General features: G+C 51.2%; 20 protein-coding genes, 3 tRNA genes and 1 other RNA gene. 2 read left to right on the top strand and 22 right to left on the bottom strand.

Annotated features, from left to right (window positions below; genetic code table 11):
* Window positions 1-18: 18 nt before the first annotated feature.
* The 3 genes from trkA to TPANIC_RS02500 all read right to left on the bottom strand — a co-directional run bounded on the left by trkA (window position 19) and on the right by TPANIC_RS02500 (window position 3276).
* Window positions 19-1419: a Trk system potassium transporter TrkA gene (trkA, locus tag TPANIC_RS02510; RefSeq protein ID WP_010881962.1), complete on the bottom strand. Its 1401-nt coding sequence runs from the start codon at window positions 1417-1419 to the stop codon at window positions 19-21.
* Window positions 1420-1492: 73 nt separating this feature from the next.
* Window positions 1493-2740: a 2-C-methyl-D-erythritol 2,4-cyclodiphosphate synthase gene (ispF, locus tag TPANIC_RS02505; RefSeq protein ID WP_012460564.1), complete on the bottom strand. Its 1248-nt coding sequence runs from the start codon at window positions 2738-2740 to the stop codon at window positions 1493-1495.
* Window positions 2737-3276, bottom strand: coding sequence for a CarD family transcriptional regulator (locus TPANIC_RS02500; RefSeq protein ID WP_025267583.1), 540 nt, complete (start codon window positions 3274-3276; stop codon window positions 2737-2739). The genes ispF and TPANIC_RS02500 overlap by 4 nt, the downstream gene beginning before the upstream one ends.
* A gap of 129 nt (window positions 3277-3405) precedes the next feature.
* On the opposite strand from TPANIC_RS02500, the gene lepA reads away from it, so the two are divergent.
* On the top strand, window positions 3406-5223 hold the full coding sequence (gene lepA, locus TPANIC_RS02495; protein ID WP_010881959.1) for a translation elongation factor 4: 1818 nt from the start codon (window positions 3406-3408) through the stop codon (window positions 5221-5223).
* Between the two features lie 180 nt (window positions 5224-5403).
* On the opposite strand, the gene TPANIC_RS02490 is transcribed toward lepA, so the two are convergent.
* From TPANIC_RS02490 to TPANIC_RS02460, 7 genes are all read right to left on the bottom strand, one after another.
* Window positions 5404-5970, bottom strand: a complete 567-nt coding sequence (locus tag TPANIC_RS02490) for a redoxin domain-containing protein (protein ID WP_010881958.1) — start codon at window positions 5968-5970, stop codon at window positions 5404-5406.
* A 96-nt stretch (window positions 5971-6066) separates the two neighbouring features.
* Window positions 6067-7314, bottom strand: a complete 1248-nt coding sequence (gene clpX / locus TPANIC_RS02485) for an ATP-dependent Clp protease ATP-binding subunit ClpX (RefSeq protein ID WP_010881957.1) — start codon at window positions 7312-7314, stop codon at window positions 6067-6069.
* Window positions 7301-7912 (bottom strand): ATP-dependent Clp protease proteolytic subunit, encoded by a 612-nt coding sequence (locus TPANIC_RS02480; RefSeq protein WP_010881956.1) that lies wholly within the window; start codon window positions 7910-7912, stop codon window positions 7301-7303. Before TPANIC_RS02480 ends, clpX begins: the two co-directional genes overlap by 14 nt.
* Window positions 7905-9233, bottom strand: coding sequence for a trigger factor (tig, locus tag TPANIC_RS02475; protein ID WP_010881955.1), 1329 nt, complete (start codon window positions 9231-9233; stop codon window positions 7905-7907). Before tig ends, TPANIC_RS02480 begins: the two co-directional genes overlap by 8 nt.
* Before the next feature lie 80 nt (window positions 9234-9313).
* Window positions 9314-9385: transfer RNA gene (locus tag TPANIC_RS02470), tRNA-Gly, on the bottom strand.
* A 10-nt stretch (window positions 9386-9395) separates the two neighbouring features.
* Window positions 9396-9476 (bottom strand) — tRNA-Leu (locus TPANIC_RS02465).
* 59 nt (window positions 9477-9535) lie between these two features.
* Window positions 9536-9608, bottom strand: a tRNA-Lys gene (locus tag TPANIC_RS02460).
* Between the two features lie 359 nt (window positions 9609-9967).
* Between TPANIC_RS02460 and TPANIC_RS02455 the strand changes: the two genes are divergently transcribed.
* Window positions 9968-11302 carry a hexokinase family protein gene (locus TPANIC_RS02455; protein ID WP_010881954.1) on the top strand — a complete coding sequence of 445 codons (1335 nt, stop codon included), beginning with the start codon at window positions 9968-9970 and terminating at the stop codon, window positions 11300-11302.
* 130 nt (window positions 11303-11432) lie between these two features.
* Here the strand turns inward: TPANIC_RS02455 and TPANIC_RS02450 are convergent, their stop codons facing one another.
* The 12 genes from TPANIC_RS02450 to dnaG all read right to left on the bottom strand — a co-directional run bounded on the left by TPANIC_RS02450 (window position 11433) and on the right by dnaG (window position 24287).
* Window positions 11433-11996, bottom strand: a complete 564-nt coding sequence (locus TPANIC_RS02450) for a hypothetical protein (RefSeq protein ID WP_010881952.1) — start codon at window positions 11994-11996, stop codon at window positions 11433-11435.
* Entirely contained in the window at window positions 11975-12871 is an 897-nt protein-coding gene (locus TPANIC_RS02445) for an ankyrin repeat domain-containing protein (protein ID WP_010881951.1), read from the bottom strand. The genes TPANIC_RS02450 and TPANIC_RS02445 overlap by 22 nt, the downstream gene beginning before the upstream one ends.
* A 25-nt stretch (window positions 12872-12896) precedes the next feature.
* Window positions 12897-14198: a rod shape-determining protein RodA gene (gene rodA / locus TPANIC_RS02440; RefSeq protein ID WP_010881950.1), complete on the bottom strand. Its 1302-nt coding sequence runs from the start codon at window positions 14196-14198 to the stop codon at window positions 12897-12899.
* On the bottom strand, window positions 14195-16069 hold the full coding sequence (gene mrdA / locus TPANIC_RS02435; protein WP_010881949.1) for a penicillin-binding protein 2: 1875 nt from the start codon (window positions 16067-16069) through the stop codon (window positions 14195-14197). The genes rodA and mrdA overlap by 4 nt, the downstream gene beginning before the upstream one ends.
* Window positions 16070-16576, bottom strand: coding sequence for a rod shape-determining protein MreD (gene mreD / locus TPANIC_RS02430; protein WP_010881948.1), 507 nt, complete (start codon window positions 16574-16576; stop codon window positions 16070-16072). It abuts the gene before it with no gap.
* The gene (gene mreC, locus TPANIC_RS02425; protein WP_010881947.1) at window positions 16573-17436 is read right to left on the bottom strand and encodes a rod shape-determining protein MreC; all 864 of its coding nucleotides are present in this window, start codon (window positions 17434-17436) and stop codon (window positions 16573-16575) included. The genes mreD and mreC overlap by 4 nt, the downstream gene beginning before the upstream one ends.
* 4 nt (window positions 17437-17440) lie before the next feature.
* Window positions 17441-18475, bottom strand: a complete 1035-nt coding sequence (locus tag TPANIC_RS02420; protein WP_010881946.1) for a rod shape-determining protein — start codon at window positions 18473-18475, stop codon at window positions 17441-17443.
* A gap of 12 nt (window positions 18476-18487) precedes the next feature.
* Complete coding sequence (locus TPANIC_RS02415) at window positions 18488-19363, bottom strand: tetratricopeptide repeat protein (RefSeq protein WP_014505522.1); 876 nt, start codon at window positions 19361-19363, stop codon at window positions 18488-18490.
* 80 nt (window positions 19364-19443) lie between these two features.
* Window positions 19444-19786, bottom strand: an RNA gene (gene rnpB / locus TPANIC_RS05155) — RNase P RNA component class A.
* A gap of 20 nt (window positions 19787-19806) precedes the next feature.
* Window positions 19807-20628: a zinc ribbon domain-containing protein gene (locus tag TPANIC_RS02410; protein ID WP_010881943.1), complete on the bottom strand. Its 822-nt coding sequence runs from the start codon at window positions 20626-20628 to the stop codon at window positions 19807-19809.
* Window positions 20629-20637: 9 nt separating this feature from the next.
* A complete protein-coding gene (rpoD, locus tag TPANIC_RS02405; protein ID WP_010881942.1) occupies window positions 20638-22473 on the bottom strand; it encodes an RNA polymerase sigma factor RpoD in 1836 nt (611 codons plus the stop codon).
* A complete protein-coding gene (dnaG, locus tag TPANIC_RS02400) occupies window positions 22470-24287 on the bottom strand; it encodes a DNA primase (RefSeq protein ID WP_010881941.1) in 1818 nt (605 codons plus the stop codon). Before dnaG ends, rpoD begins: the two co-directional genes overlap by 4 nt.
* Window positions 24288-24290 lie beyond the last annotated feature (3 nt).

The following is a 24290-nucleotide window of genomic DNA, read 5'->3' as shown; positions in this document are numbered from 1 at the left end:
CCTTCGCGGCAGACCGCATTACACCGTTCCTCCAAGCAACGCGACAATTTTTTCACTCTGCGCAGACTGTACGATGAACATCAGCACACTTCCCTCAAGCAGAACCGTATCTCCTGAAGGAATGAAAGAGCCACGCACCGTTGAGATGAGCAGCACCAAGAAGCTTCCGTGCACAGCGATATCCTTCAGGCGCTTGCCTACCAGGGGGGACTGCGCGGAAATAGCGAACTCAACGATTTCTAGCGATCCGTCGCCGATAGTATGTATGCCAGTGACGTGGGAACCGGCCAAATGGCTCATAATAGCGTCAACCACTACGTCTTGATAAGAAACAGCAACATCGATGCCAATTTTCCCCGCAATATCCTCCATAAGGGAGCTGTGTACCAATGCAACAGCCCGAGGCACTCCGAGCGTCTTCATGTATGCGGCTGTAATCATATTCAGCTCATAGTTATTAGTGGTGGTAATCACCAGATCAAACGTGTCCGGCGTAATCTCTGCGAAAAAAGCCTCATCTGTGACATCACCATGATAGGCAGTAACGTGCGGAAATTGAGCACACACTGCCTGGGTTGCCGTTTCACTCTTATCAACCAATACAAGACTCGCACGCTCCCTTGGAGAAAGACTGAAGGCACTACTGAAAAAGTGCGGCTTGCATTTTTCTGCTACATCCTGTGCCACGAGCGTACCTACCGCGCTCATGCCAATGAGTGCAATTTTTTTTACCGGATGTATTTTAAAACCCGCCAGCTCATAAAAACGTCCCATATGTTCAGGCGCACAGAGTACTGACAGGCGCATACCAGAAGCGAGCATGGTCTCCCCTGAGGGAATTACACTCCTCCCCCGAACTTCAAAAGCAACGGCAACAAAAGAAATTTTTACCAGACGACGCATATCAGAGAGCGTGATACCATCGAGGCCGCTGCCCTTTGCAATAGGAAAACGGGCAATTTCATACGGTGCATTTTTCAATGGGATGACATCGCTGATGGCACCCTGCTCGACGGTGCTCACTACCGCACGCATCGCTTCCTTATCCGCAGATATGAGAAAGTCAATACCAAAAATACAGCGCGACTCACGACACACCGCGTGAGCGTAGTGGTCATCGTGCGTTTGGGCTATTTTAATCACTCCGGCATTCAAGTCGGCGGCTATACCACACAGTACTATGTTAAGTTCGTCAACCTCGGTGACCGCAACAAACGCCTGTGCCTTTGCGATACCTGCCTCACCCAGGGTAGCGCGGTGATCTTTTTGATGACGCACGAGCGCTTGTGCCCCCGCGGGAATTTTACGGGGGACAGGCTCATGCGCGGCAGCAACAAGCGTAACCTGATGTCCCCTCGCGCTCAAACGACGCGTAAGTTCACGCCCATTCGTACCGCATCCAACAACAATAACCCTCATGTCCGAAGGCCATAGTAGCACGAAATTTTTTTGCATGGCCAGCGCGCAGAACACGGCGCACAACGCCTGCCACTCATATCTTTTTCAAAAGTACCACTACCTGTGCGGTAACCGCCGCACCAGATCCAACAGGTCCGAGGCGTTCGGCAGTCTTTGCCTTAACAAAAACACGTGTTACGTGCGTGTCCAGGGCCTGCGCAAGCGATGCGCGCATCGCTTCCCGAAATGGGTGTAATGCAGGCTGCTCAAGACAGACAACAGCATCGAGATTCACCAGCCGCCAGCACGCTGCGCGCACCAGTTGCCAGGTATGGCGGAGCAACGCGCAAGAATGTGCGTCTTTCCATCGTCCGTCACAAGAGGGGAAAAACGTGCCAATATCCCCCAGGCCTGCTGCACCCAAAAGGGCGTCAATGCTCGCATGCGCAAGAACGTCTGCATCCGAATGACCCTGCGCTCCCTTCTTACTGGGAATATGTATCCCTGCAAGTATCAGCGGTCTTCCTGCACACAGCGCGTGCATATCAGTCCCCAGTCCAACGCGCAGGGCACCTTCTTCCGTACACGGCAGGACTGATATCCCCCTCGTGAGAGCAGGCTCCGATGCCCGCTGCTCCAGATCCTCCGGATAGGTAATCTTTACATTACTGCGTTCACCGGCGCAGACATGTACGGTCCCTCCGTAGCGAGCGTACAGCTCGCTGTCATCAGTATACTGTTCCCCATCAGTAGCAGCGCGGTGATGGGCAGCGCACAGCGACGCGTAGCAAAAACCCTGAGGGGTTTGTGCTAAGCGCACTCGACTCCGTATAAGATGCGTTTCGATACTCCCATCGGCAGCAACACCCTTGGGAGTATCCGTCGCCTCTATAACCGGCACTGCCGCTCCATAGCGACAGGTAGCCTCAAGTACAGAATGAATAAGCGCAACACTCACAAAGGGACGTGCGCCGTCGTGCACCAGGACCACATCGGGCGCATGCGTAGCCATCGCGTCAAGCCCCGCGCGCACAGACGCACTGCGTGTATGTGCACCCGGCACGTAAAGAATGACTGGACGCGTACGAGACGGGAACGCCGAAAGACGCGAATCACACGCCACTTGACTTTCTGCGTACGCAACTTCACCTGCAGGAACGGTAACAACGACAAGGAAGAACGACCGCGCCTCAAGGGCACGCACGAGTATCTCAGAAAGGAGGCAGACACCAGGCTGCCTGGAAGTTAACGGCAAGTACTCCTTTTTCTGCACACACGCACCACCTCTGCGCATGCGTGCAGAGCTGCCTGCAGCGGTGACAAGCAACGCGGCGCGGGTCACCCGGGCACATCCACCGTACCCGACACAACTGGGTTTTCCTTTGCCTTTTCCAAATAGCCATGGATGAGCGTTTCAACCTCAGGGGGTCGCAGCCCCAGCGCAAAACACATCTCATCCTGAAAAATACGGTATGCAGAATCATAGAGCCTTCGCTCCTGGATAGGCAGTTCCTTGACTTTACTCCGGTGGTAGAGCGAGCGCACAACGGCCGCATTGTCCAAGATACCACCACTTTTAAAAAGGTTTAAATTGACCTGATAACGCATTTTCCAATCAAGAGGACTAGGATCAAAATCCTCAGACAGAAACCTCAACGCGCGCTCTGCTTCCTTCCTTTTGACAATGGTTCTAATACCCAGTTCCTGTGCTTTATCCACCGGAATAAGCACCGTCATATCTGACTCTTCCAAGTAAATGACGTAGTATAGCAGCGTCTCGTTCTTAAATGTTTTTTCGCTTATTTCCTGCACCTGACCGACGCCCTGTCCTGGATACACCACGTGATCGTGGGGACGAAACGCACACGCCTTACCCATGGGGCCAGCGTAGCACAAACACGGAAAAAAGTCAGTGGGAAGAGGAAGGGGAAAAACGAGGGAACTCCACCACGCCCGAGTAGCCATAACACAAAGAACGTGTAGACTGGCGCACCCTTTTGTACTACTATGCGCGCCATGGCTTGCGTGCGCCGAGTGCGAAATTTCTGTATTGTCGCGCACATTGACCACGGTAAATCCACCCTTGCTGACCGACTCATCGAAAGGACGCGCGCGGTAGAAGAGCGTCTGCAGCACGCGCAGATGACCGACAACATGGAACTCGAGCGAGAACGAGGTATAACTATTAAAAGCCACGCCGTGTGTATTCCCTACACGGATGCACACGGCACCGAGTATGTGTTGAACTTTGTAGACACGCCGGGACACGCGGATTTTGCATACGAGGTGTCGCGCGCAATTGCTGCCTGTGAGGGAGCGCTCCTGGTGGTAGATGCAACGCAGGGAGTTGAGTCGCAGACGATCTCAAATCTCTACTTAGTTTTAGAGCACAATTTGGAAATTATCCCTGTTATCAATAAGATCGACCTGCCTACGGCAGACGTGCCGCGTGTGCTCCAACAGGTAGAGCACGACCTGGGCTTGGATCCCGCCTCTAGTGTGTTGATTTCTGCAAAAACGGGAGAGAATGTCGACGCGCTCTTTGATGCAATTATCACGCGTATTCCTCCCCCGCAGGGGAGTGGTACGGCCGCGCTCCAAGCGTTAGTATTTGACTGTCACTATGACCAGTACCGCGGGGTAGTTGTCCACATTCGTGTTTTCGAGGGACAAGTCACAAGTGGCATGGTTATTCGTTTCATGAGCAACGGGGCAGAGTACCGTGTAGAAGAGACGGGTGTCTTTGTATTCAACCTTATTGCACGTGAAGCGCTGTGTGCAGGAGATGTCGGTTACCTGAGTGCAAATGTAAAAACGGTTTCAGATGTACAGGTGGGGGATACCATCACAGACGCGTCCTGCCCATGTGACACGCCGCGTGCTGGATTTAGACGGGTAAAGCCGGTGGTCTTTTCCTCGGTGTATCCGGTGGACACTGATGAGTGTGAGCAACTGCGCGAAGCATTGGAGCGACTTGCCCTCAACGACGCAAGTATTTCCTGGGAACGAGACTCATCCTTAGCGCTGGGGCACGGATTTCGCTGTGGTTTTCTAGGACTGCTTCATCTTGAAGTAGTGCAGCAGCGTTTAGAGCGAGAGTTCAACCAGACAGTCATTTTTACTGCGCCTCAGGTGCAATACTATGTGTTTCTAAAAACGGGACAGCGCATAGTGTGTGACAACCCAGCCCATTATCCTTTGGAGCAGGAGATTGCACAGGTGCATGAACCCTACATCCGTGCAACTATCATTACGCCGACAGAGGTGCTCGGTGCTGTCATGACGCTCTGTATTGAAAAGCGCGCGTACCAAACAGCGGTGAACTATTTAGATCAGAAGCGGGTGGAACTGGTATACGAGATGCCCCTTGCGGAAATTCTCTTTGGGTTTTACGATAGGCTCAAGAGTATTAGCCACGGCTATGCGTCTTTTGACTATGAGCTTATAGAGTCGAAGCTCACAGATCTGGTGAAAGTTGACATCCTTATTAATGGGAAGCCGGTAGACGCGCTTGCGCAGTTGTGCTATCGACCGCATGCCCGCAGAAGGGCGCAGGCGGTGTGTGCTCGCCTGAAAGAGGAGATTTCCCGTCAGCAGTTCAAGATTGCAATCCAAGGCTCAATCGGCGGGCAGATTATCTCGCGCGAGACGGTTAGTCCGTTCCGCAAAGATGTACTTGCTAAATGCTACGGAGGTGACATCACACGTAAGCGAAAGTTGCTGGAGAAACAGAAGGAAGGGAAAAAGCGAATGAAGATGGTGGGGGATGTGGAGATCCCGCAGACTGCCTTCCTGTCGGTGCTAAAAGAGGCTTCCGACGCCTAAGGGTTTCAGCGCTGTTTTTTAGAGTCCTCTCCGTCTTGCAGGGGGATGTTGCAAAAGCGATGGTCCGTCATGCTGCGGTGTAGACTTAGGTATCTGGATAAGTAGACAGAACACACATTATACGCAGCAAAAACAGAAAAAGAACAGGCGGGGAGGGCGACGCGCGCCCTCCGGGCCGCACTAAATCTTACCGATTAAATCAATACCAGGCTTCAACGTCTTTGCTCCAGGCTTCCAACGAGCAGGACAAACCTGATCCCCATGCTTAGCCACAAACTGTGCTGACTGAACCTTGCGCAAAAGCTCATCCGCATCGCGCCCAATACCCATGTCGTGTACCTCGAAAGCTTTCACAAGGCCTTCAGGATCGACCACGAACGTACCCCGCAGCGCATGCCAAGTGTCTGGCAACAACACTCCAAAGAAACCCGCAAGCTTTCCCGCCTTGTCAGAAATCATCTCGTAGGGCAGATTCTTTATCGTGTCTGTCGCATCCGCCCATGCCTTGTGCACGTACTCACTGTCCGTAGAAACCGAATATACCTTACAACCAATCTCCACAAAAGACGGATATACGCGCGCGAGATCCGCAAGCTCGGTGGGGCACACAAAGGTGAAGTCGGCCGGGTAAAACATAAACACCGCCCAGCTACCCTTAATGGATGCGTTAGAGACCTCCGTAAACTTCCCCCCGACATACGCAGGAAGCTTAAAGTCTATAACCCTCTTGCCTATGAGACTCTCCATAGCAACCTCCCAAACGTTCGCACTCTAGCGCAAACTATAGGAAACAAACGGGGAAAAGTAAAGTCTTTCACACGTATCCCCCGGGTCACCACACCATCACGCAGTACGTTCAGAAACAAGGCGAACGCTGGCTTTTTCCTCTTGTGTAACTACCTTCTTCGTAATGCATAGCTCCTTTTTCCCTTTCAGAGACGGTGCCTCAAACATAGCATCAAGCATTAATCTTTCCACAATAGAGCGCAAACCCCGCGCCCCCGTTTTTTGATCAATTGCCTGCTGAGCTATTGCGTCCAAAGCGTCCTCATCAAAGACAAGACGCACGTCATCCAACGCGAATAACGCTTCAAACTGACGGACAATAGCATTTCGCGGTCGTACCAAGATATTGCGCAGATCCTCTTTAGAAAGAGCATCCAAGGCGACCGTCACCGGCAGACGGCCGATAATCTCTGGGATTAATCCAAATTTCACCAAATCATCCGGAATGACGTCCTCGTGCATCAGTTGCAGACCTCGCTCCTTTACCGTTTTTACATCTGCTCCAAAGCCAACCGGATTCTTACACACTCTCGTACCGACAATACCATCTAACCCAACGAACGCACCACCACAGATGAACAAAATGTTCGATGTATCCACCCTGAGCATGTCTTGGTTTGGATGCTTGCGACCCCCCTGCGGAGGCACCGATGCTATCGTTCCCTCAATTATTTTCAAAAGCGCCTGCTGAACCCCTTCACCCGACACATCACGCGTAATAGACACGTTCTCGCTCTTACGCGAAATCTTATCGATTTCATCAATGAAGATAATCCCCCGTTCTGCGAGGGCAACATCTCCGTTCGCATTCTGAACGAGCTTTAATAAGATATTCTCTACGTCCTCACCCACATAACCGGCCTCGGTGAGCGTAGTAGCATCTGCTATCGCAAAGGGGACCTTCATTTTCTGAGAAAGTGTCTTAGCCAACAGCGTTTTGCCTGAACCTGTCGGCCCAATAAGCAGCACGTTAGATTTTTCAATCAATACCGAATCAATATCCAAAGACCTACCTGCCACCCGTTTGTAGTGGTTGTACACCGCAACCGATAGCACCCGCTTGGCCAAATCCTGCCCAATAACGTACTGATCAAGGTAAGCTTTCAACTCTAAAGGAGTTGGAATCTCCTCTTTGGTCATGAGCGCAAGTGCCGACGGCTTGCGATCACGCAAGTATTCTGCACACCGCTCCACACAATAATTGCAAATAGAAACCCCATGACCGGTCACAATCCGGCGTCGCTCATCTTCTTTTTTTCCACAGAAAGAGCAGCCCAATACCAGATCCCCCTTAGACCTGAGCATGCTTTCTCCTCTTCATTACCGTATCTACGATACCATACGAACACGCCTGCTCCGCGGAAAGGAAGAAATCTCGCTCCATATCCTCCCGCACCTGCTCCTCTGACTGCCCAGTGTGCAACGCGAAATACGCAATCGTCAGCGTCTTTAGGCGCAGGATCTCCTGCGCCTGGATGCACACATCACTTGCCTGCCCCTGTACGCCACCCCACGGTTGATGGATCATCACCCGAGAAGACGGAAGCGCAAAACGCTTGCCAGGCGCACCTCCTGCCAGTAACACTGCTGCCATACTCGAAGCCTGTCCTAAGCAAATGGTCTGCACCTCAGGGCAAATGTGCTGCATCGTATCGTACACTGCAAGCCCTGCAGTAACCGCCCCGCCAGGACTATTAATGTACAGGCTGATATCCTTATCTGGATTCTGAGACTCTAGAAAAAGTAACTGCGCTACAACTAAATCCGCCACCGCGTCAGTGATCTCCCCGTCTACGAAAATAATACGGTCCTTCAACAAGCGGGAAAAAATGTCATAGCTCCGCTCTCCACCCCCCGACTGTTCAATCACGTAGGGAACCAGATTATGCATACGTTCACGCACGGGACTGCTCCTGAAGAAAGTCAGTCAAAGACTGCTCCGGCCCACACTCAGTCACACATCGTCCGAGCAATTTCTGGCACAGCTTCCGTTCTCGTATTCCTTCACACAGCGCACGCCGTTTTTCCTCCCCTGCATAATACTCGCGTACCCGCTCCTCTTTGGAACCTGTTTTGGACGCAATGCGTACGTACTCCGTCTCAATTTCCTCAGCAGAAACAGACACCTGCTCCTGCTTAAGAAGGAGCTCAACAATCACACGCTGCTTCAGGTGCTCTTCCACCTCCGGACGCCACTGCTGAAAAAACTGCAGCTTATTCTGCGGGGTGCCCGACAGGCTCACCCCAAACTGACGCATCACCAACGCCCAACGAGACTCCATCTCCCCCACAACCAAAGATTCCGGCAGAGAAAAAGGATTCTCCCGCACCAATATACGCAACAGCTGCCGCCTCTTATACTCGTGCAGCGCTGCCTCCAACGCTTCCGCGAGGTTTTGCCGCACACTCCGTGTCAGATCGTCAAGTGTGCGAAAAGCATCGCTCACATCTTGCGCAAGCTCATCATCAAGACTCGGCAACTGACGCTGCTTGAGCGCCTTAAGCGTTACCCTCACCTGAGCGGCTTCGTCCTTCAGCATACCGGCCCTTTTAGCAAAGAGACACCGCTGTCCTAATTTCATACCCAATATATCTTGCCCAAGCGCAAAGGGACCTTCCTCCACCCCAAGCGTAAAGACAACGCCGGCGCGCTCAGTACCCGGACGAACGGCACCTGAATCGTCAACCTCGTGATAATCGACGGTGGCAATGTCCCCTACCTCTGCACACGAATCTGCACCCTTATCAGTAACCAGCGCATTGCGCTCCTGAATACGCGTTAACTCTCGAGAGACGTCCTCTTCTGTGACCGACACAGTGGGCACGGACAGCGAAAAGCCCGATGTGTTGCGTAGTTCAACGGAAGGAAATACGTCGTATATGACAGCAAAAGAGAAATCCTCGTCAGGATCGAACACTGGCTTTTTCTTAAGCGAAGGACGGGAGATAGGAAGAGGCTGACTGTCCTGCGACGCCTGGGCAAACCCCTCCTCCAGAGCTTTTTCCATGAGGGCCGCCGCTGCATCTTGCCGAATAGCACTTCCATACTTCCGCTCAAGCACTGCAAGAGGAACTTTCCCCTTGCGGAAACCAGGAAGCCGCGCACGCTCAAGATATTCCTCAACAAAACGCTGATAATGCCGCTGCGCATCCTCGCGCGCGACGACCACCTCTAGCTCAACCTGAGATTGTGCAAGCGCGGTGAATTTTTTTTGAAGTTCCACAAGCCCAGATCCTTAGGAAGAAATACCTACGTCCGCAACGCCTCGCACGGTCCAAGCAGGATGCAGCAAAGCGCTGAAAAAGCGGGAAACGGGGATCGAACCCGCGACTTCCACCTTGGCAAGGTGGCGCTCTACCACTGAGCTATTCCCGCACAGGCGCCCTGCGAGAGGAGGGACTTGAACCCTCATGCCAGAGGCACTAGATCCTAAGTCTAGCGTGTCTGCCGATTCCACCACTCTCGCACGGAAGAGATGCGGCAAGCAAAAACTCGCCCAACAGGATGCAGACACCCAACCGCCCCTGAGCCATGCAGGCTTCGAACCTGCGACCCACAGATTAAGAGTCTGTTGCTCTACCAACTGAGCTAATGGCCCGTCCTCCGACACCCTCCCCCCAGGATCACATATCATGCAAAAAGGATCAAGATGAATCGTATCGTCGCGTCCCACGCACCTCCTCTTTTCGCTCAACATTTCCTTCAATCAGTCCAAACCTCTAGGAAGATATCCAAGTCGCCGAACACAACAGGGGCGTAGTAGGGGATTGACTGTGCAGTCACTGGGTCCGTCGGGTTCACCCTACAAGGAACACTCCGTTTGCCGTACTCGTTCCGCATAGGCCCTGTCTTTAGGTATAAACTCCCTGCCCCATACGCCGGCACCCCTTTTTTGCAGGAACGGTTTCCTAAACGAGCTATCCGTGCTACCCTGGCAGCCGACCAGGGAGGGCGCGTATGGATCAGCATACACGTACACGCGATCTTGTTTCTGCATTTTTTGGGCGCTTTCACTTTGATGTCCAGGGACCTTCCGTCCGCACGGTTGTCGACGTGTTGCGCGCAGATATGGTGCGCGGCTTAGAGGAAGAGGCGCAGCTTCCTCCCCGTATGGGGAGTGCACTTGCGATGATTCCCACTTGGGTGGCGCCCCCCCGTGTATCCCCCTGCAACCGACGCGTGATAGTTATCGACGCTGGAGGAACCAACTTTCGCTCGTGCCTCGTACGCTTCGGCGACAGTGGCACACCTCACATCGAGAATTTAGAAAAACGTCCCATGCCCGGTACCACCCGTGAGTACTCAAGGACAGAGTTTTTTGGAGAAATTGCAGACAACCTGGCACGTCTGAAAGGTGCAGCGGACTGCATTGGCTTTTGTTTCTCTTACCCTATTCGTATCAGACCTGACGGTGACGGTGAGGTTATTCAGTTTGCGAAGGAAATCAAAGCTGCTGAGGTCATCGGCACGTGTGTCGGTGCTGGTTTGACAGAAGCGCTAAGTGCTCGGAACTGGCCTGAACTCCGTTCTCTCAAAATGCTCAATGACGCAACGAGTGCGCTGCTTGCAGGTTTTTTTGCGGCACCAGAGGGGTGTTCGTTCAGTTCATACGTAGGTTTTATTCTTGGCACTGGAATGAATTCTGCGTATCTGGAGCCAGACCCTATTCCTAAAATTCCTGCGCATCACACACCTCAGGTGGTAGTGTGCGAATCGGGAAAAAGCAACAAAGTACCGCGCAGTGTCTTTGACGAATTATTCACTCAAACTACTGCCGAGCCGGATATTGCACACCTAGAGAAGATGTCCTCGGGCACCTACCTCGGTCCCCTTGCTTCCGTTGTCGTGCGGCTTGCGGCACAAGAAGGTCTTTTCTCACACGCAGTACACGCTGCACTCAGTACGGTTTCCTTTACACTCGTGGATATGGATCGTTTTTTATTTGCTCCCTCTGTGTCCACCACCACGTTGGGCGCGTTGCTCGCACCGGGCACCGACACAGACCGAGAGATTCTCTTTCTTTTGCTCGATGCGGTAGTTGCACGTGCAGCACGCATCGCTGCGGGAGTAATCGCCGCCTCAGTATTAAAAAGCGGTGCTGGGTATGATCCGCTTCGTCCCGTGTGCGTGCTCGCAGAAGGCACCACGTTCCAACGCACCTACCGCCTACGCACCCGGGTTACTTCCCACCTGCAAGCCTTTTTGACTGAGGAGCGCGGTGTGTATTTCGATATCATTTCACTTGAAAACGCCGTAACGCTCGGCTCTGCACTCGGAGGACTCAGTTCGTAGGCATATGCCTAAACGGACTGATGATCCTGTGAGAGATAGCGCCGTGCAGTGCTTCCTGTCATCTTCTCGTCGGCCGCGTGTGGCTGAGCGGCCGTGCTCGCCTTCTGGTGCGAACGCGCTCTCCCTGTCTCTAGGGGAGTAACTTCCACGCCGAGTGTATCTTCTCAATCTTGTACACGAGTAGTGCCTTCCCTCCATGGTTCATGATTACATCCACTCGGGTCGGGCTCTCGAAGACAATGGAGTCCACCCGCACGTTTTGCCGCGACGGCACGAACACGTGTATAAAATAATCGCGTAGGTGCCGCAAACGAACACCCTTCTTTGGCAGGGCGTCCGAGCTCTGCTGCAATATGTCAGGCATTGAGTACGCGCGCCGATATGCGTCGGAAAGATACACAAGCCACTTGTGATAGTCACGTTCGGCAGTGATACGATTCAAATGCGCCACCACATCTTGCAATTCTGCCTTTGTACGCTCATAGTCTGAGCGCGTGATGCGCACGGTGCCGAAGGTGGCGACAACGCCCGCACGCTCCTGCGGACTGTGAACATTCACCTTTCCATCGTTCTGCACCCACTTCTGGACGCGGGGCTGTGTGCATGAAACACTGCCCCACAATACACTTCCGATTAAGTAGCATACTTTTCCTCTTGCAAATGCGCTCCTCACTACACGCCCACCAGCGTACACAGAGTAGGATCGTTGAAGAGCTTTGCGTACCCCTGTGCCGACAAGCCCAACTTATCCTCCAGGTACGGATTTGCACCATGATCCATCAATAGCCGAATTAATACATGATCTTTCCTACCCACTGCCAACACCAGCGCCGTTTGACCATTTGAACCTCGCACGTTTGGATCTGCTCCTGCATGCAAGAGCAGACGCGCAACAGTTCGGTTCCCAATTTGAGCTGCTTCCATCAGCGCAGAATACGCGCGATCGTCAGATAACTGATCTACTGGCGCACCGCGCGCAATAAGTTGCGCTGCCATCTCATCCTGACCCTCCCGCACTGCCAAAGACAACACAGGCGTACCGCGTGCGTCTTTCAACGCAGCGCTAAATCCTGCATCCAAAAAGAGATTGACAATATCAATATTCCCATCCATGACTGTCGCGATGAAATTTTCTTCAAAACATGGATAACCGCGCTCTAACAGCGCAGTGCGTGCGACACGCTTCTTTTTCTGCCTTACAAATCTCTCGTGCTCGACACGAAAGAAATCCTCAAACGTCTCCTCCTCAAGTAAAAAGACCAAGTCGCGAAATACATGGATATCCCTGACCTCCGTTGTTGTAGCCAAGAGCAGCACGTGCATACCACGCCCACAAGCAACTCCAGAAAAGAAAATAAAAGCCGGATCGCGCATGGGCTCATGCGCGTACAAAAAAAACACATGCGTTGCATCCTGTACCAACGCCAAAGGCGTACTGCACGGTGATGTGTCGTTCCACACCTGCTCAATCGCATGCGGTGTTACCGCGCATCCTTGTGCACAAAGCACCTCGCATATCGCAGCAACTGAATGCGCTCTTCCTTGATCATAAAAGAGAACCACCTTCATACCAAATGTCCTTTCCTTACTCTATTTACAACTGCCTTGCATTGATACTCATCAAGAGTCCCGTTGCAATCATCGCGGTCCACAGAGACGATCCACCATACGAAAGGAGCAACAGAGGAATACCCGTAATGGGCATGATTCCCATGGTCATGCCCACGTTAACTACAAAGTGAAAAAGGAACATACCCAACACACCGCTTGCGATGAGCTTACCGTACAAATCATCAACGTGACTCATGATGGAAAGCGTATGCAGAAAGAACAACAGATACAAACCAAACACTATCACCCCGCCAACAAAACCCCACTCTTCAGAAAGAATGCTGAAGATAAAATCAGTACTCTGCTGCGGTAAAAATCGATAATGGCTCTGCGGTCCTCTCAAGTACCCCATTCCAAACGCACCGCCACTGCCAATAGCGATCATTGACTGGATAATGTGCCATCCCGCTTTGAGTGGATCTACCTCGGGATTGAGAAAAATGATCAGGCGCATCATCTGATACGGTTTTAAAACCCGAACTCCCAGCAGCGATGCGCCATAAGAAATACTCACCATTCCCAAAGCGTAAGTAATCCAGTAGTAGTATTTTCTTCCAGAGAGCAGGTACCCTACCACCGCTACCGCAGACGTAGCGCTGAGAGAAAAAAACACAAACAGCGACAGCATACGCGAATCTGCAATGCGCGTAGCCACCCCCTGGTATTGCAAAAAGGTTTGCTCCCAAAGGGGCAACAGTGTAAAGAGCAAAGTCAGGAGGACCACACAAACCACCGCGAAAATCAAACGGAGAGGAAATCCTGCAATAAAACACATAACGAGAAAAATCGGCAGGTACACGGATGCAGTGCCGAGATCCGGCTGAGACAATATGAGCGCCATGGGCAGCAAGGTAATCACCCCCGCTTTCGCAAAGCGCTTAAGCATAGGCTCACTCTGAGAATAAACAAGATAGTGCGCTAAGTATAATATGTACGCGATCTTTGCAAACTCAGAAATCTGAATGCCGAATTCTCCCACACCGATCCAGCTTTTTGCACCATTTACATACCGCCCAAACAACCGCGTGTATATCAGCAGCAATATAAAACCTGCAAAAATAAGCGTTGTTCTATCCTTGAACCTGTGGTAGTCGTACATGCTCACAGAAAGCATGAGCACCACACCCATGACGGCCCACACTATTTGTTTTAGGTATTCTCTGGAAATAACGTGTCCCTCTGAATTTACCCCGGAAGAATAGATGAACAAGATACCAATGCTGGTCAACGCCAGCATGGTCAGAAGCAATAGGTAGTCAAAATCACTGACACCGCGAATCCTCATTCCTGCCGACTCCTTGCCGGCACCCCAAGGGAAATGCCGTACGACTTGAGCGACTCAACTGCTTGCTCATAATCCTCATTCGCAAAAATACCCTGAAAAATGATATTGGTTGCAAACGGCGCCCACCATTCCCATTCGTTTCTTGCCTCTACCAGTACCACAACGACCACCGCTTCATCCGGGGGGCGATGATAAGGCCCATACGCTGCCATCCACGAATGCCACCGATTGTGAAAACCTACTTCTGCAGTACCAGTTTTCCCTGCCAGGGACACGGTCTTATTTTTCATTGCATACTGGGAGGAGCCACGCGTGACAACCGAATGCATATCTGCGCGCACGTGCTCGAATATCTCTGCAGGAATTTTTGCTGTCTTTAATACCTCAGGTTTATGCCTAAATAGCACTTCGTTAGTACGAGAGTCCCGAATTTCCTTGAGTAAATGGGGCCGATAAATGACGCCATTGTTAACGGTCATCGCGACCATGTTTGCCACCTGCAGAGGCGAGACAAGCATGTAACCCTGCCCGATAGCGAGATTCATAGTGTCTCCATCCAACCATTTTTCATGAAACCGACGTTCTTTCCATTTCGGTGTTGGAACCATACCCTCTGTTTGACTGGGTAAATCGATGCGCGCCGATTTGCCAAATCCAAAATCGTTGATGTACGAAATCATGCGGTCGATGCCAAGATAGTCTCGACAGACTGTCCAGTAATAAATATCACACGACTGCTCAAGCGCACGACGGAGATCTACCTTGCCGTGCCCAGGCTTTCTGATATGACAGCGAAATAAGCGATTGCCATACTCGATCTCTCCTGGACAGTCCACCGTCTTTTCATGGGGGAATGCCTTCTCTGCCAAAATAGCGGTTGACATGACAATCTTGAACGTCGACGCAGGCGGGTAACTTGCATTCACAACACGGTTAAGCAGAGGGAACCGTGTATCATGTGAAAGCTGCGCATACAGTTCGTGGGCGTTATGCTGAGTGAAAATGTTTTGGTCAAAGTACGGATAAGATACCATAGCAAGTACTTCTCCCGTTGTCGGTTTCAGTACCACTGCCGCTCCGATACGAGGACCGAGCGCGTCTTCTGCAAGTTTTTGTATACGCCGATCGATGGTGAGCACGAGGTTATTACCCATGCGAGGAGGGTTAGTAACCGAAGTGTTTTCTATGTATCGCCCACGGGCATCGACGGTCCGGTACTCGTGTCCCTCTTTCCCTCTCAGGACCTCGTCGTATTCTTTTTCAATTCCAGCCTTTCCAATGAGACTGTTGGGCCTGTACCCTTTACTGTAAAATCGTTTGAGCTCTTCTTTTGTAATCTCCCCCACATATCCGATAACGTGAGCGAATGATCCTGTTTCAACGTAATTTCGTACTGGTTTTGAATACCAAGAAACGCCCGGCAGTTCATCAATTATTTGGGCGATAGCAGTGATGTCCTCGTAACTCACGTTACTGCGCAACTCCACCGTTTGAAATGAACGGCGGACCGCATCAGGAATTTTCTTTCGAATATCCGAAATAGGTACGCGCAGAATATGCGACAATTTGTTGAGCACCGTATCGAACTGCTCAGGCGGAACCTCTCCGGGGATCATATCAACTGCAAACGAATTGACATTCAGCACCATGGGCAGATCCGCGTGGCGATCAAAAATCTCCCCCCGTTGTGCAGGAATTACTTTACTACGCTGAGATATGTTCAGCGATTTTTTTTTGAACGAATCCCCCCGCACGATTTGAATGACAAACAGCTGCCGCATGTACAACAGCATAACCAGCACGACGAGCCAGGTGAGAACCTTTATCCTAAAAAGCATATGACGATCAGGAAGGAGAGAAAAATAACGCATCTACGAAGAAAACCTCTTATAAAGAAAAGTGGTCGGAAACATATTCAAAAGCCCGAATACAAAGGGGACAAACACAATATTCAACGTCATTTCTATCCAAAGCTGCCGTGAAAACACGCTATACACTTGGATATTTGGACCAAACACTCCTCGCAATACCAACACCAATCCCACCTTGAAAATCATTGCAAAGCCTGCCAGTACCGCGGGGGCGAATACTCTATCGATATGATATCTTCCCTGCACCTTTCCTACCATAAAGCCTATAGTGGTGAAAACGAACGAATGCAAACCAAAGGGAGAGATAGAAAGGAAGTCAAAAATAATTCCTGCAATAAATCCAGTCCATATCCCTGCCACCACGCCATTGTGAATGCTCGTGAACAGTACTACGAGCAAGACGAGATCTGGCATAATGGATAAGTACGAAACGTGTACGAACACTGCCATCTCTACAATGCTAAAAAGAAAAGAGGTACCTACAGACCAGGCGATGAGCCGTATCATCCGTGCGGTCCTTCTTGGGACAAGGACAGGTCGAGGATAAAAACGTATTCCAAACGGAAAAGGTCTAAAACGGGGTCAAGAGAAAGTTCAAGAGAAGTTTCATGGTCGTGGAGTTTAATGTCCCGCACCTTCCCGACGGGTACATCTTTCGGGAAAGGATAATTTTCCCCCGAAGTTACCACGAGGTCGCCGACACGAATACTTCCCTGTCCGTGCTTCTTCACATAACGCATTAGAAGGGGAAAGTCACTACCCCCCTGTCCACTAATCAATCCCCGATACTGAGCACGCTCAAGTTTTCCGGCAACATAGAATTGGTAGTGATAAAGCGGCACTATCATACTCGTGGTACGCGAAACCTGCACCACTTTTCCAACCAACCCCAATGTGTCACTTTGAAATGCAACAACAGGCATATTCTTGCGCACCCCGTGCCGCGCACCCCTGCTAACAACAATACCGGAGTACAAATTGTCGGGGTCAAAACCTATAATCTCTGCAGGAATGTTGCGCGTTGAAAGCTCGCGGGAAAACCCAAGCATGGCGCGTAGCCTTTGATTTTCCTTTCTCAAACTTTCGCGTGATCCTTGCAAGAATTCGTAGTCTTTCAGTTGTTCGCGCAAGACCTCGTACCGCCTTTGCACCTCTGAGAGGGTTTTCAACGTCTTGACCGTATGAGTAACAAAAAAAGAAACCGAAGCTGCAGCCTTCTCCACGCGGGAGGTAACGGAGAACCCCACATCCCTAAAGCTTACAATCAGCTCCCCTCCTGAGAAGACCAAGAGACCTGAGGAAACAAGCAAAAACACGATAAAGGTGAATAGATCAGAGTCTATTCTAAAAAAAAAAGCCTTTTCCACCTAATCATGAATTCAGTCCCGCATACAGACTACGATCCCCTGAAATATCCTTGTAGACTTCGTGGTACCTTCCTGCGCCGATAGCAACACAGTTCATGGGATTCTCTGCAAGGATAACCGGCACATGCGTTTCCTTAGAAATAAGTTTAGGGAGACCTTTGAGGAGAGAGCCTCCGCCTGTCATGACGATGCCCCGTTCGACGATATCCGCAGCCAACTCAGGAGGCGTTCGAGCAAGCGTCCGCTTAATTTCTTCCACTATCTGCGTGATAGGCTCTTTGAGCGCCTCACGTACTTCAACAGAATCTATCTCAAGCCTGCGAGGAAGACCGGTGATGGCGTCGGTTCCCTTGACCTCCACCTTTTCAATATTCTTTTCCGGAGAAGCATTCCCTATTTCAATTTTCAAACGCTCTGCAGTCTGCTCCCCAATAATCAAATTGTGAACGGATCGCACGTGCTTGATAATGGCCTGATCAAACTCATCGCCCCCAACACGAATTGCATTCGTGACCACCATACCCAAGAGCGAGATAACCGACACCTCCGTGGTACCCCCCCCGATATCACACACCATGTTCCCTGCCGGTTCTTCTATGGGAATATTAGCGCCAATGGCTGCAGCAAGTGACTCCTCAAGTACCTCCACCTCCCCAGCCCCGGCCTTACTAGCACTCTCGTGCACTGCTCTGCACTCCACATCCGTGATACAACTGGGAATCCCGATGACCATCCGCGGTTTAATGAGCCTGTGGCGCGGCAAAATTTTAGAAATAAAGTAACGAATCATCTTCTCGGTAGTATCCATGTCCGCGATCACACCGTCTTTCAACGGCCGTATCGCAACGATATTTCCCGGAGTTTTCCACAACATGCGCTTCGCGTCCGAGCCTACCGCAACTACTGACTTCGTTCCCCGCTCAACTGCCACCACAGACGGCTCATTGACGACAATCCCTCTTCCTTCCACATAGATAATGGTGTTACACGTGCCTAGATCGATACCCACGTCAGCAGAAAATCGTCTGAGAAAAAACATGGCACCTCCAAGCTATTTCAGGTTCAGCTTCACGCGTGTTGGCTCGTGCAGTGGATTCAGCCTCAGGGCACGCCGCCACTCCGCCCGCGCCCTTACCAAATCCGAACCCATCTCATACAGAACCCCGCGATGATAGTGGGCCTCCGCAGAGCGCTCATCCTTTTGCAAAACCACATCCAGCTCTCGCTCAGCCTCTGCAAGGTTGCGCTCAGACAAATACAGCGCAGCAAGCCTATTCCTGCACTTTAGCTCAAGCAAAACATCCTTTGTTTTCCCGATGGTATCATACAGATACAGCTTCGCCTTCGAAAAATCAGAAAGTTTTTCATAACACTCTGCCAGCGCGTAGAGCACAAGATCAGAGGGCTGTGCAGCGAGAGCCTGCGTGAACGACTCAACCGCCTTTTGCATATCTCCGAGCAAAGAGGCAGACATGCCACGAAACTCCGCCAAATCCGCAGCCCTGAACCCTGCGTTATAGGCAAGATCCAGGTACTTCACCGCCAAGTCAGCGTAGTAATACCCACGCTGGTAGTAGGCTTTGCCAAGGACATAAGAAACGTTGGGAACTTCTGCAGGGCGCACCACATGCAACGCGCGGCGCAAGGACACAATAGCACTATTGAGGTAGTCGTAACTGACAGAAAGGTCAGTCTGCTCTGAAAAGATATAGTAGGCAGCAAACCCATGCAGCGCGAGCATCTCAGCGTCGAACACCCGCCTCTGGAGAATTTCAGCCGCCTTATCGTACACCGCTTTGTAATTACCATTCTTCCAGTCCTCATACACGCTGCGCGCGCTCGGCAACCCACGGTAGTACCGACGGTAACGCCACGCACCAACCCCCACGCCCACTACCAGGGCGAAAAAGACCGAAAAGAGGAACACGGAATTAGGCAGTTTCCTCCGCCCCGGGAAGAAACTCTGGTGCCCGCTCCGCCTTAGTAGAAATTCCATCGATACTCTAAAAAAACAGAGAACTGGTAAGCCGGATTCTGTCAAGGATAATCATCTGTCTCACTTTATATATCGCTATATAAATTTATGCAATCAACCCGCAAAACAGGATCGGAATATCCTTTGCTGCTCGATCTTGCTCCTGATGAGGCTTGCCGTGCCGTTTTGTCGCCAAAACGCGGTGAGCTCTTACCTCGCCCTTTCACCCTTACCCAAAGGCGGTATATTTTCTGTGGCGCTTGCTGTCAGCGGCACTGCAGAGAGCCGCTGCCTAGTAATTAACTAGCATCATTTCCGAAGGAGTCCGGACTTTCCTCTGCGAGAAACCCGCAGCGACTATCTGCAGTTCTCTGTCACCCCATTTACCAACCTCTCTATATCTCTTCCCGGTCACCTCCCCCAAATCCTCCAGATTCTTCTGGATAGACAAGGTCCGACAGACTGCCCAGGTCCTCTTCATCAAAGAAGGTCATCTCAGGCTCATCTGTCTCCTCATAGTAAAGAATCCGACTGCAATAGGGGCAGTACACGATACTGTTCCCTTCACGTACGCCGGTTGAAAACTGCGCGGGCAAAATCATGTGGCACCCTGCACACACGTTCCCCCGCACGGGTACGATACCCACGCCCTGCTTACTTTTGATAATACGCTCAAACTTAAAGAGTACATCCCGGTCAAGATCTGGAGAAAGACGCCGCTCTTCCTCCTGTAAACGCAACACCTGCTCCCTTTTACCACGCACCTCTGCGTCGACGCGAGCCTTGTTCTCCGTAAGCTCCCTCTCCTGCTGCACAATGTCTTCTTGATCAAGCTTAATTTCTTCTGCCAAACGCTTATAAGCTACATCCGAGCGCGCTACCTCGGAGCGCAATGCAACCTCCTGCCGCTTCGCCTCCTGAATCTCCCTATCGAGCGCATCGTACTCCCGCTGCGTGCTAATGTTGTCCATCGCAACTTCCGCATCCTCACGCCGCTTCTCTGCCTTGCACAACTCGGTGGTCAGACGGGCAACTTCTTCGCGCACAGATTCGTATTCGACATTCTTTTCAATAAAACTTTCTTTACAACGCGTTAGCAACTCTTCCTGAGCGACTAAGAACTTCGGCGCCTCTGCAATCTCGGTTTCCAAGCGATTCTTCTGCGCAAGCACCACCTGCAGTGCCCGTAAGTTCTCGAAAACATTTGCAGGAACCATAACATACCCCTAACTGTCAAGGAAATCCTTCAATCTTCTGCTGTGTCGTGGATGACGCAAACGCTTAAGGGCCTTCGCCTCTATCTGCCGAATACGCTCACGCGTCACATCAAAGTACAAACCGACCTCTTCCAACGTTTGAGAGTAGTCTCCATCGAGACCAAAACGCATTCTCAAAACTTCGTGCTCCCTCGCAGGAAGAGCGGAGAGGATAGATCGCACTTCCTCTTTAAGCAAGACTCTTTCTGTAACTCGAGAGGGATTTTCCACGTCAGCGTCAGGGACAAAGTCACCCAAGGAAGAGTCCTCCTCCTCTCCAATTGGAGTTTCAAGAGAGATAGGCTCGCGCGCAACACTTTTTACCTGCTTAACTTTTTCAACTGTCCAACAGAGCTGCTGCGCAATTTCTTCATCAGAAGGCTCACGCCCAAACTTTTGCAACAACTGCCGAGACTCACGCGTCACTTTATTTATCTGCTCTATCATGTGTACCGGAACCCGAATGGTGCGCGCCTGATCGGAAATAGAACGGGTAATTGCCTGGCGAATCCACCACGTCGCATACGTGGAAAATTTATATCCCTTGCGATATTCAAACTTTTCTACCGCCTTAATCAGCCCAATATTGCCCTCTTGCACGAGATCAAAAAAAAGCAATCCACGGTTTGTGTACTTCTTTGCAATCGACACAACTAAACGCAGATTAGCATTAATGAGCTTATCCTTTGCCTTCTTGAGCATGACATGACCCCGGTGAATTGCCCGCGCCATGGATAAAATACCGTCGATGGTATTTTCAAAGTCATACTCGATGCGTCGCAGCCTGCGTGTCACTTTTTGAATCTGTGTATAGATCTCTTGAATACAATCTGCAGACATACCAAGCGTCTCTTCCAACTTTGCACGCTGACGGGGCACGGCCAGACCACGCCCAATCTTGCGCATGTCACACAGGTCAGCAATCATAAGTTGCTTTTCGTGGCGATCTTTACGCCGCTTGTATTCCCGTATTTTTCGCGCGGTGTCCAAAAATTTTCGAGAAAAGCGATCTATCTCCTCTAATTGCAAGTCCACCTTTTGTAAACAGGAAAGCAACTTGTCGCGCTGCTTACACACTTCTTCATCACTACTCAAAACCGTCACCGGCTCCCCACGCTCATCCAGCCGCTTTTTCATTGCCATGTAATGACGCATTTCAGGATACAAGGAGCGAAGCACCTCTCCGTATGCCTGTTTCAGACGCCGGCGATCGGCCATCTCCTCGCTGATTTCCTTTCTCGTACGTCCGCTTTCTGCAGGATCCAAAACCGCAAGAGCTTTTTTAGAAAGACTGCGCCCAATGTGATAAAACTCAGGAAGAAGGAGCCCAGACTGGGTAATAATGTCCTTTATGATGCCTTCGCCCTCTTCCATCCGCTTTGAAAGCATGACCTCTTGCTCCGCAGTGAGCAACTTTTCTTGGCCGATATCACGCAGATAGAGTTTCACCGGATCGTCAAGTGCAATATTCCGCGCGTTTGACAGCAAGTTCTGCCGTGCCCCACGGCTACTGTCGCACAGCTTATCACGCACGCGCTCAGTTGAAAGGGGGAACGACCCATCGCCATCGTCCGCGGCAGGTCCTTTCAGCCCTGCAAAGACTTCGTCTTCTAGCTCCTCCTCTTCAGAGGAGAAGACCTTTATATTCTCCTGCTCAAGCATATCAAGCACATCATGTAGCAGCTCTTCTGTCTCAACGCCATAGTGCGCGAGTATGTTCTCGACCTCATCATGCGTTATAGCCTTCTTCTCCCTCGCATATTCTAACAGGCGCATCACCGCAGGAGTACGTGACAGCTCCATCATTTCCTCACCCCTTTCAACCTTTCTAACTCCTCATCAACCCGCTGCTTTTCCATCATAAGCTCCTGCATAGACCCGCACTCCTCACCCGAAGATGCATCCCCAAATCGGCGCAGCCGCCCTACGAGCGATTCTCGCTCCTTCAGCAGTCTATTACGACGCACGAGCGCAACACCGTCACGCACAATCTGCGGCGCATTGCAAGAGAACTCACCACAGACAATTGCCTCGCTCACGAGTTTCCTTAACTCGTCGGTTGTACAACACGAAAGAACATGCGGACTTGCACGCGTGTCTGCACGATAACACTCCTCTAGGATTATGAATAACTCTTTTGCCATAGGATCTTCAAAGTCATCTGCACACACACTCTCCCGCAGGAGCTCAAATAACTCAGGATTTGCTACCACCGCTAGTACCAAACGCAGCTGCGCAGTGCGTACTCCCGTAGCAGGCTCCTTCACCTGTATCGCTGTTCCCTGTACAGACAGAACACAATTCCCTGTTGTCCCTTTCTGCGTGGTACGGGACACATAACGCAGGTAATCTGCGTGCACCGCCTGTATGCGAATGCCAAACGCCATCGCAATATCCTGCATGACTTGCTCACGCTGAATGGCAGAGTCCAAGACACTCAGATAAGGGAATAAAAAGGACACCGCACGTGATGTGTCATCTGCACCAAGGTGACTGTGCTCATGGCGTGCACACCGTATCAAATACTGCGCGTCAGTAGTGCTCCGTTCTACGCTTTTTCTCAAAGCGTCCTCTCCTTCTATACACGCACATTCTGCAGGATCAGTACCTCCATTCAATTCTACTATCCGTACCTCAAAACCCAAGGAACGACACAACAAAATCGCCTTGTACGTTGCCGCTCTGCCTGCTCCGTCGGCATCAAAACACATATATATTCGATCGACAAACGAACGCATCAAACGTGCCTGGCTTTTCGTCAGCAATGCGCCTAAAGGCGCAACAGCATACGTCAACTGCGCCTGATGAAACGCGATAACATCCATGTATCCTTCACATATAATCGCCGCGCGCGTCTTTCTCATCTGAGAAAGAGCACAGTGAAACGCAAACAAGTGCTCACCCTTTTTATACTGTGGCATATCTGCCGTGTTCAAATACTTTGCAGGTGCAGTCCCCAAGGCGCGCGCTCCGAATGCGATAACCTGACCGTAGCGGTCGGCAATCGGATACATGATCCGATCTGAAAAAACGGCGATACGCTCGCTTTTTTTTGCAAACAACCCAGAACGGGCCAGAAACTCGGGGGAGTATCCCTTGTGCCTTAAAAATTGAAACAACCATACCGGATCCGGCGGAGCGTACCCGAGCTTAAAGGTGCGTATTGAATCATCCGTTACCTTGCGCGAGGCTAGGTACGCGCGCGCACGCGCTCCTTGCGCGGTGTGCATAAGTACGTGATGGAACGTCTCTGCAATGCGCTGATACACTTCACACAGCTGCATTGTAAAGGAAGCATGAGCAGAAGGAGCGTGCACCCCGTCCTCAAAGGACATCTCGATTCCTGCACGCTTTGCAAGACGCACTGCCGCTTCGTGGAAATCAATTTTCTCGATTTCCATAAAAAACTTAATAGTGGATCCACCAACCCCACACCCAAAGCAATAGTACATCTTTTTATCCGGCACCACATGAAACGAAGGCGTACGCTCATGATGAAATGGACAGCGACCCCACCAGTCATCCCCACGCCGCTCCAGATGCGTGTAATTTCCCACCAGCGAAACCAAATCCACACGATCAGCAATCGCATCAATAACGTGCGCAGAAATCCGAGCCACTGC

Source organism: Treponema pallidum subsp. pallidum str. Nichols (genome assembly GCF_000410535.2).
Lineage (GTDB): Bacteria > Spirochaetota > Spirochaetia > Treponematales > Treponemataceae > Treponema > Treponema pallidum.
This window is presented reverse-complemented; position numbering and strand designations above follow the sequence as displayed.

Bases quoted from the DNA above. Each gene is read 5' to 3' on its own strand.
- TPANIC_RS02410 (WP_010881943.1), bottom strand. From the start codon at position 20,628: ATGGTTCCTGCAAATGTTTTCGAGAACTTACGGGCACTGCAGGTGGTG.
- TPANIC_RS02490 (WP_010881958.1), bottom strand. From the start codon at position 5,970: ATGGAGAGTCTCATAGGCAAGAGGGTTATAGACTTTAAGCTTCCTGCG.
- mrdA (WP_010881949.1), bottom strand. From the start codon at position 16,069: ATGCGTTATTTTTCTCTCCTTCCTGATCGTCATATGCTTTTTAGGATA.
- mreD (WP_010881948.1), bottom strand. From the start codon at position 16,576: ATGATACGGCTCATCGCCTGGTCTGTAGGTACCTCTTTTCTTTTTAGC.
- rpoD (WP_010881942.1), bottom strand. From the start codon at position 22,473: ATGATGGAGCTGTCACGTACTCCTGCGGTGATGCGCCTGTTAGAATAT.
- TPANIC_RS02420 (WP_010881946.1), bottom strand. From the start codon at position 18,475: ATGTTTTTTCTCAGACGATTTTCTGCTGACGTGGGTATCGATCTAGGC.
- clpX (WP_010881957.1), bottom strand. From the start codon at position 7,314: ATGCTCAGGTCTAAGGGGGATCTGGTATTGGGCTGCTCTTTCTGTGGA.
- trkA (WP_010881962.1), bottom strand. From the start codon at position 1,419: ATGAGGGTTATTGTTGTTGGATGCGGTACGAATGGGCGTGAACTTACG.
- TPANIC_RS02445 (WP_010881951.1), bottom strand. From the start codon at position 12,871: ATGAAGGTGGTTCTCTTTTATGATCAAGGAAGAGCGCATTCAGTTGCT.
- rodA (WP_010881950.1), bottom strand. From the start codon at position 14,198: ATGAGGATTCGCGGTGTCAGTGATTTTGACTACCTATTGCTTCTGACC.
- TPANIC_RS02455 (WP_010881954.1), top strand. From the start codon at position 9,968: ATGGATCAGCATACACGTACACGCGATCTTGTTTCTGCATTTTTTGGG.
- lepA (WP_010881959.1), top strand. From the start codon at position 3,406: ATGCGCGCCATGGCTTGCGTGCGCCGAGTGCGAAATTTCTGTATTGTC.
- TPANIC_RS02500 (WP_025267583.1), bottom strand. From the start codon at position 3,276: ATGGGTAAGGCGTGTGCGTTTCGTCCCCACGATCACGTGGTGTATCCA.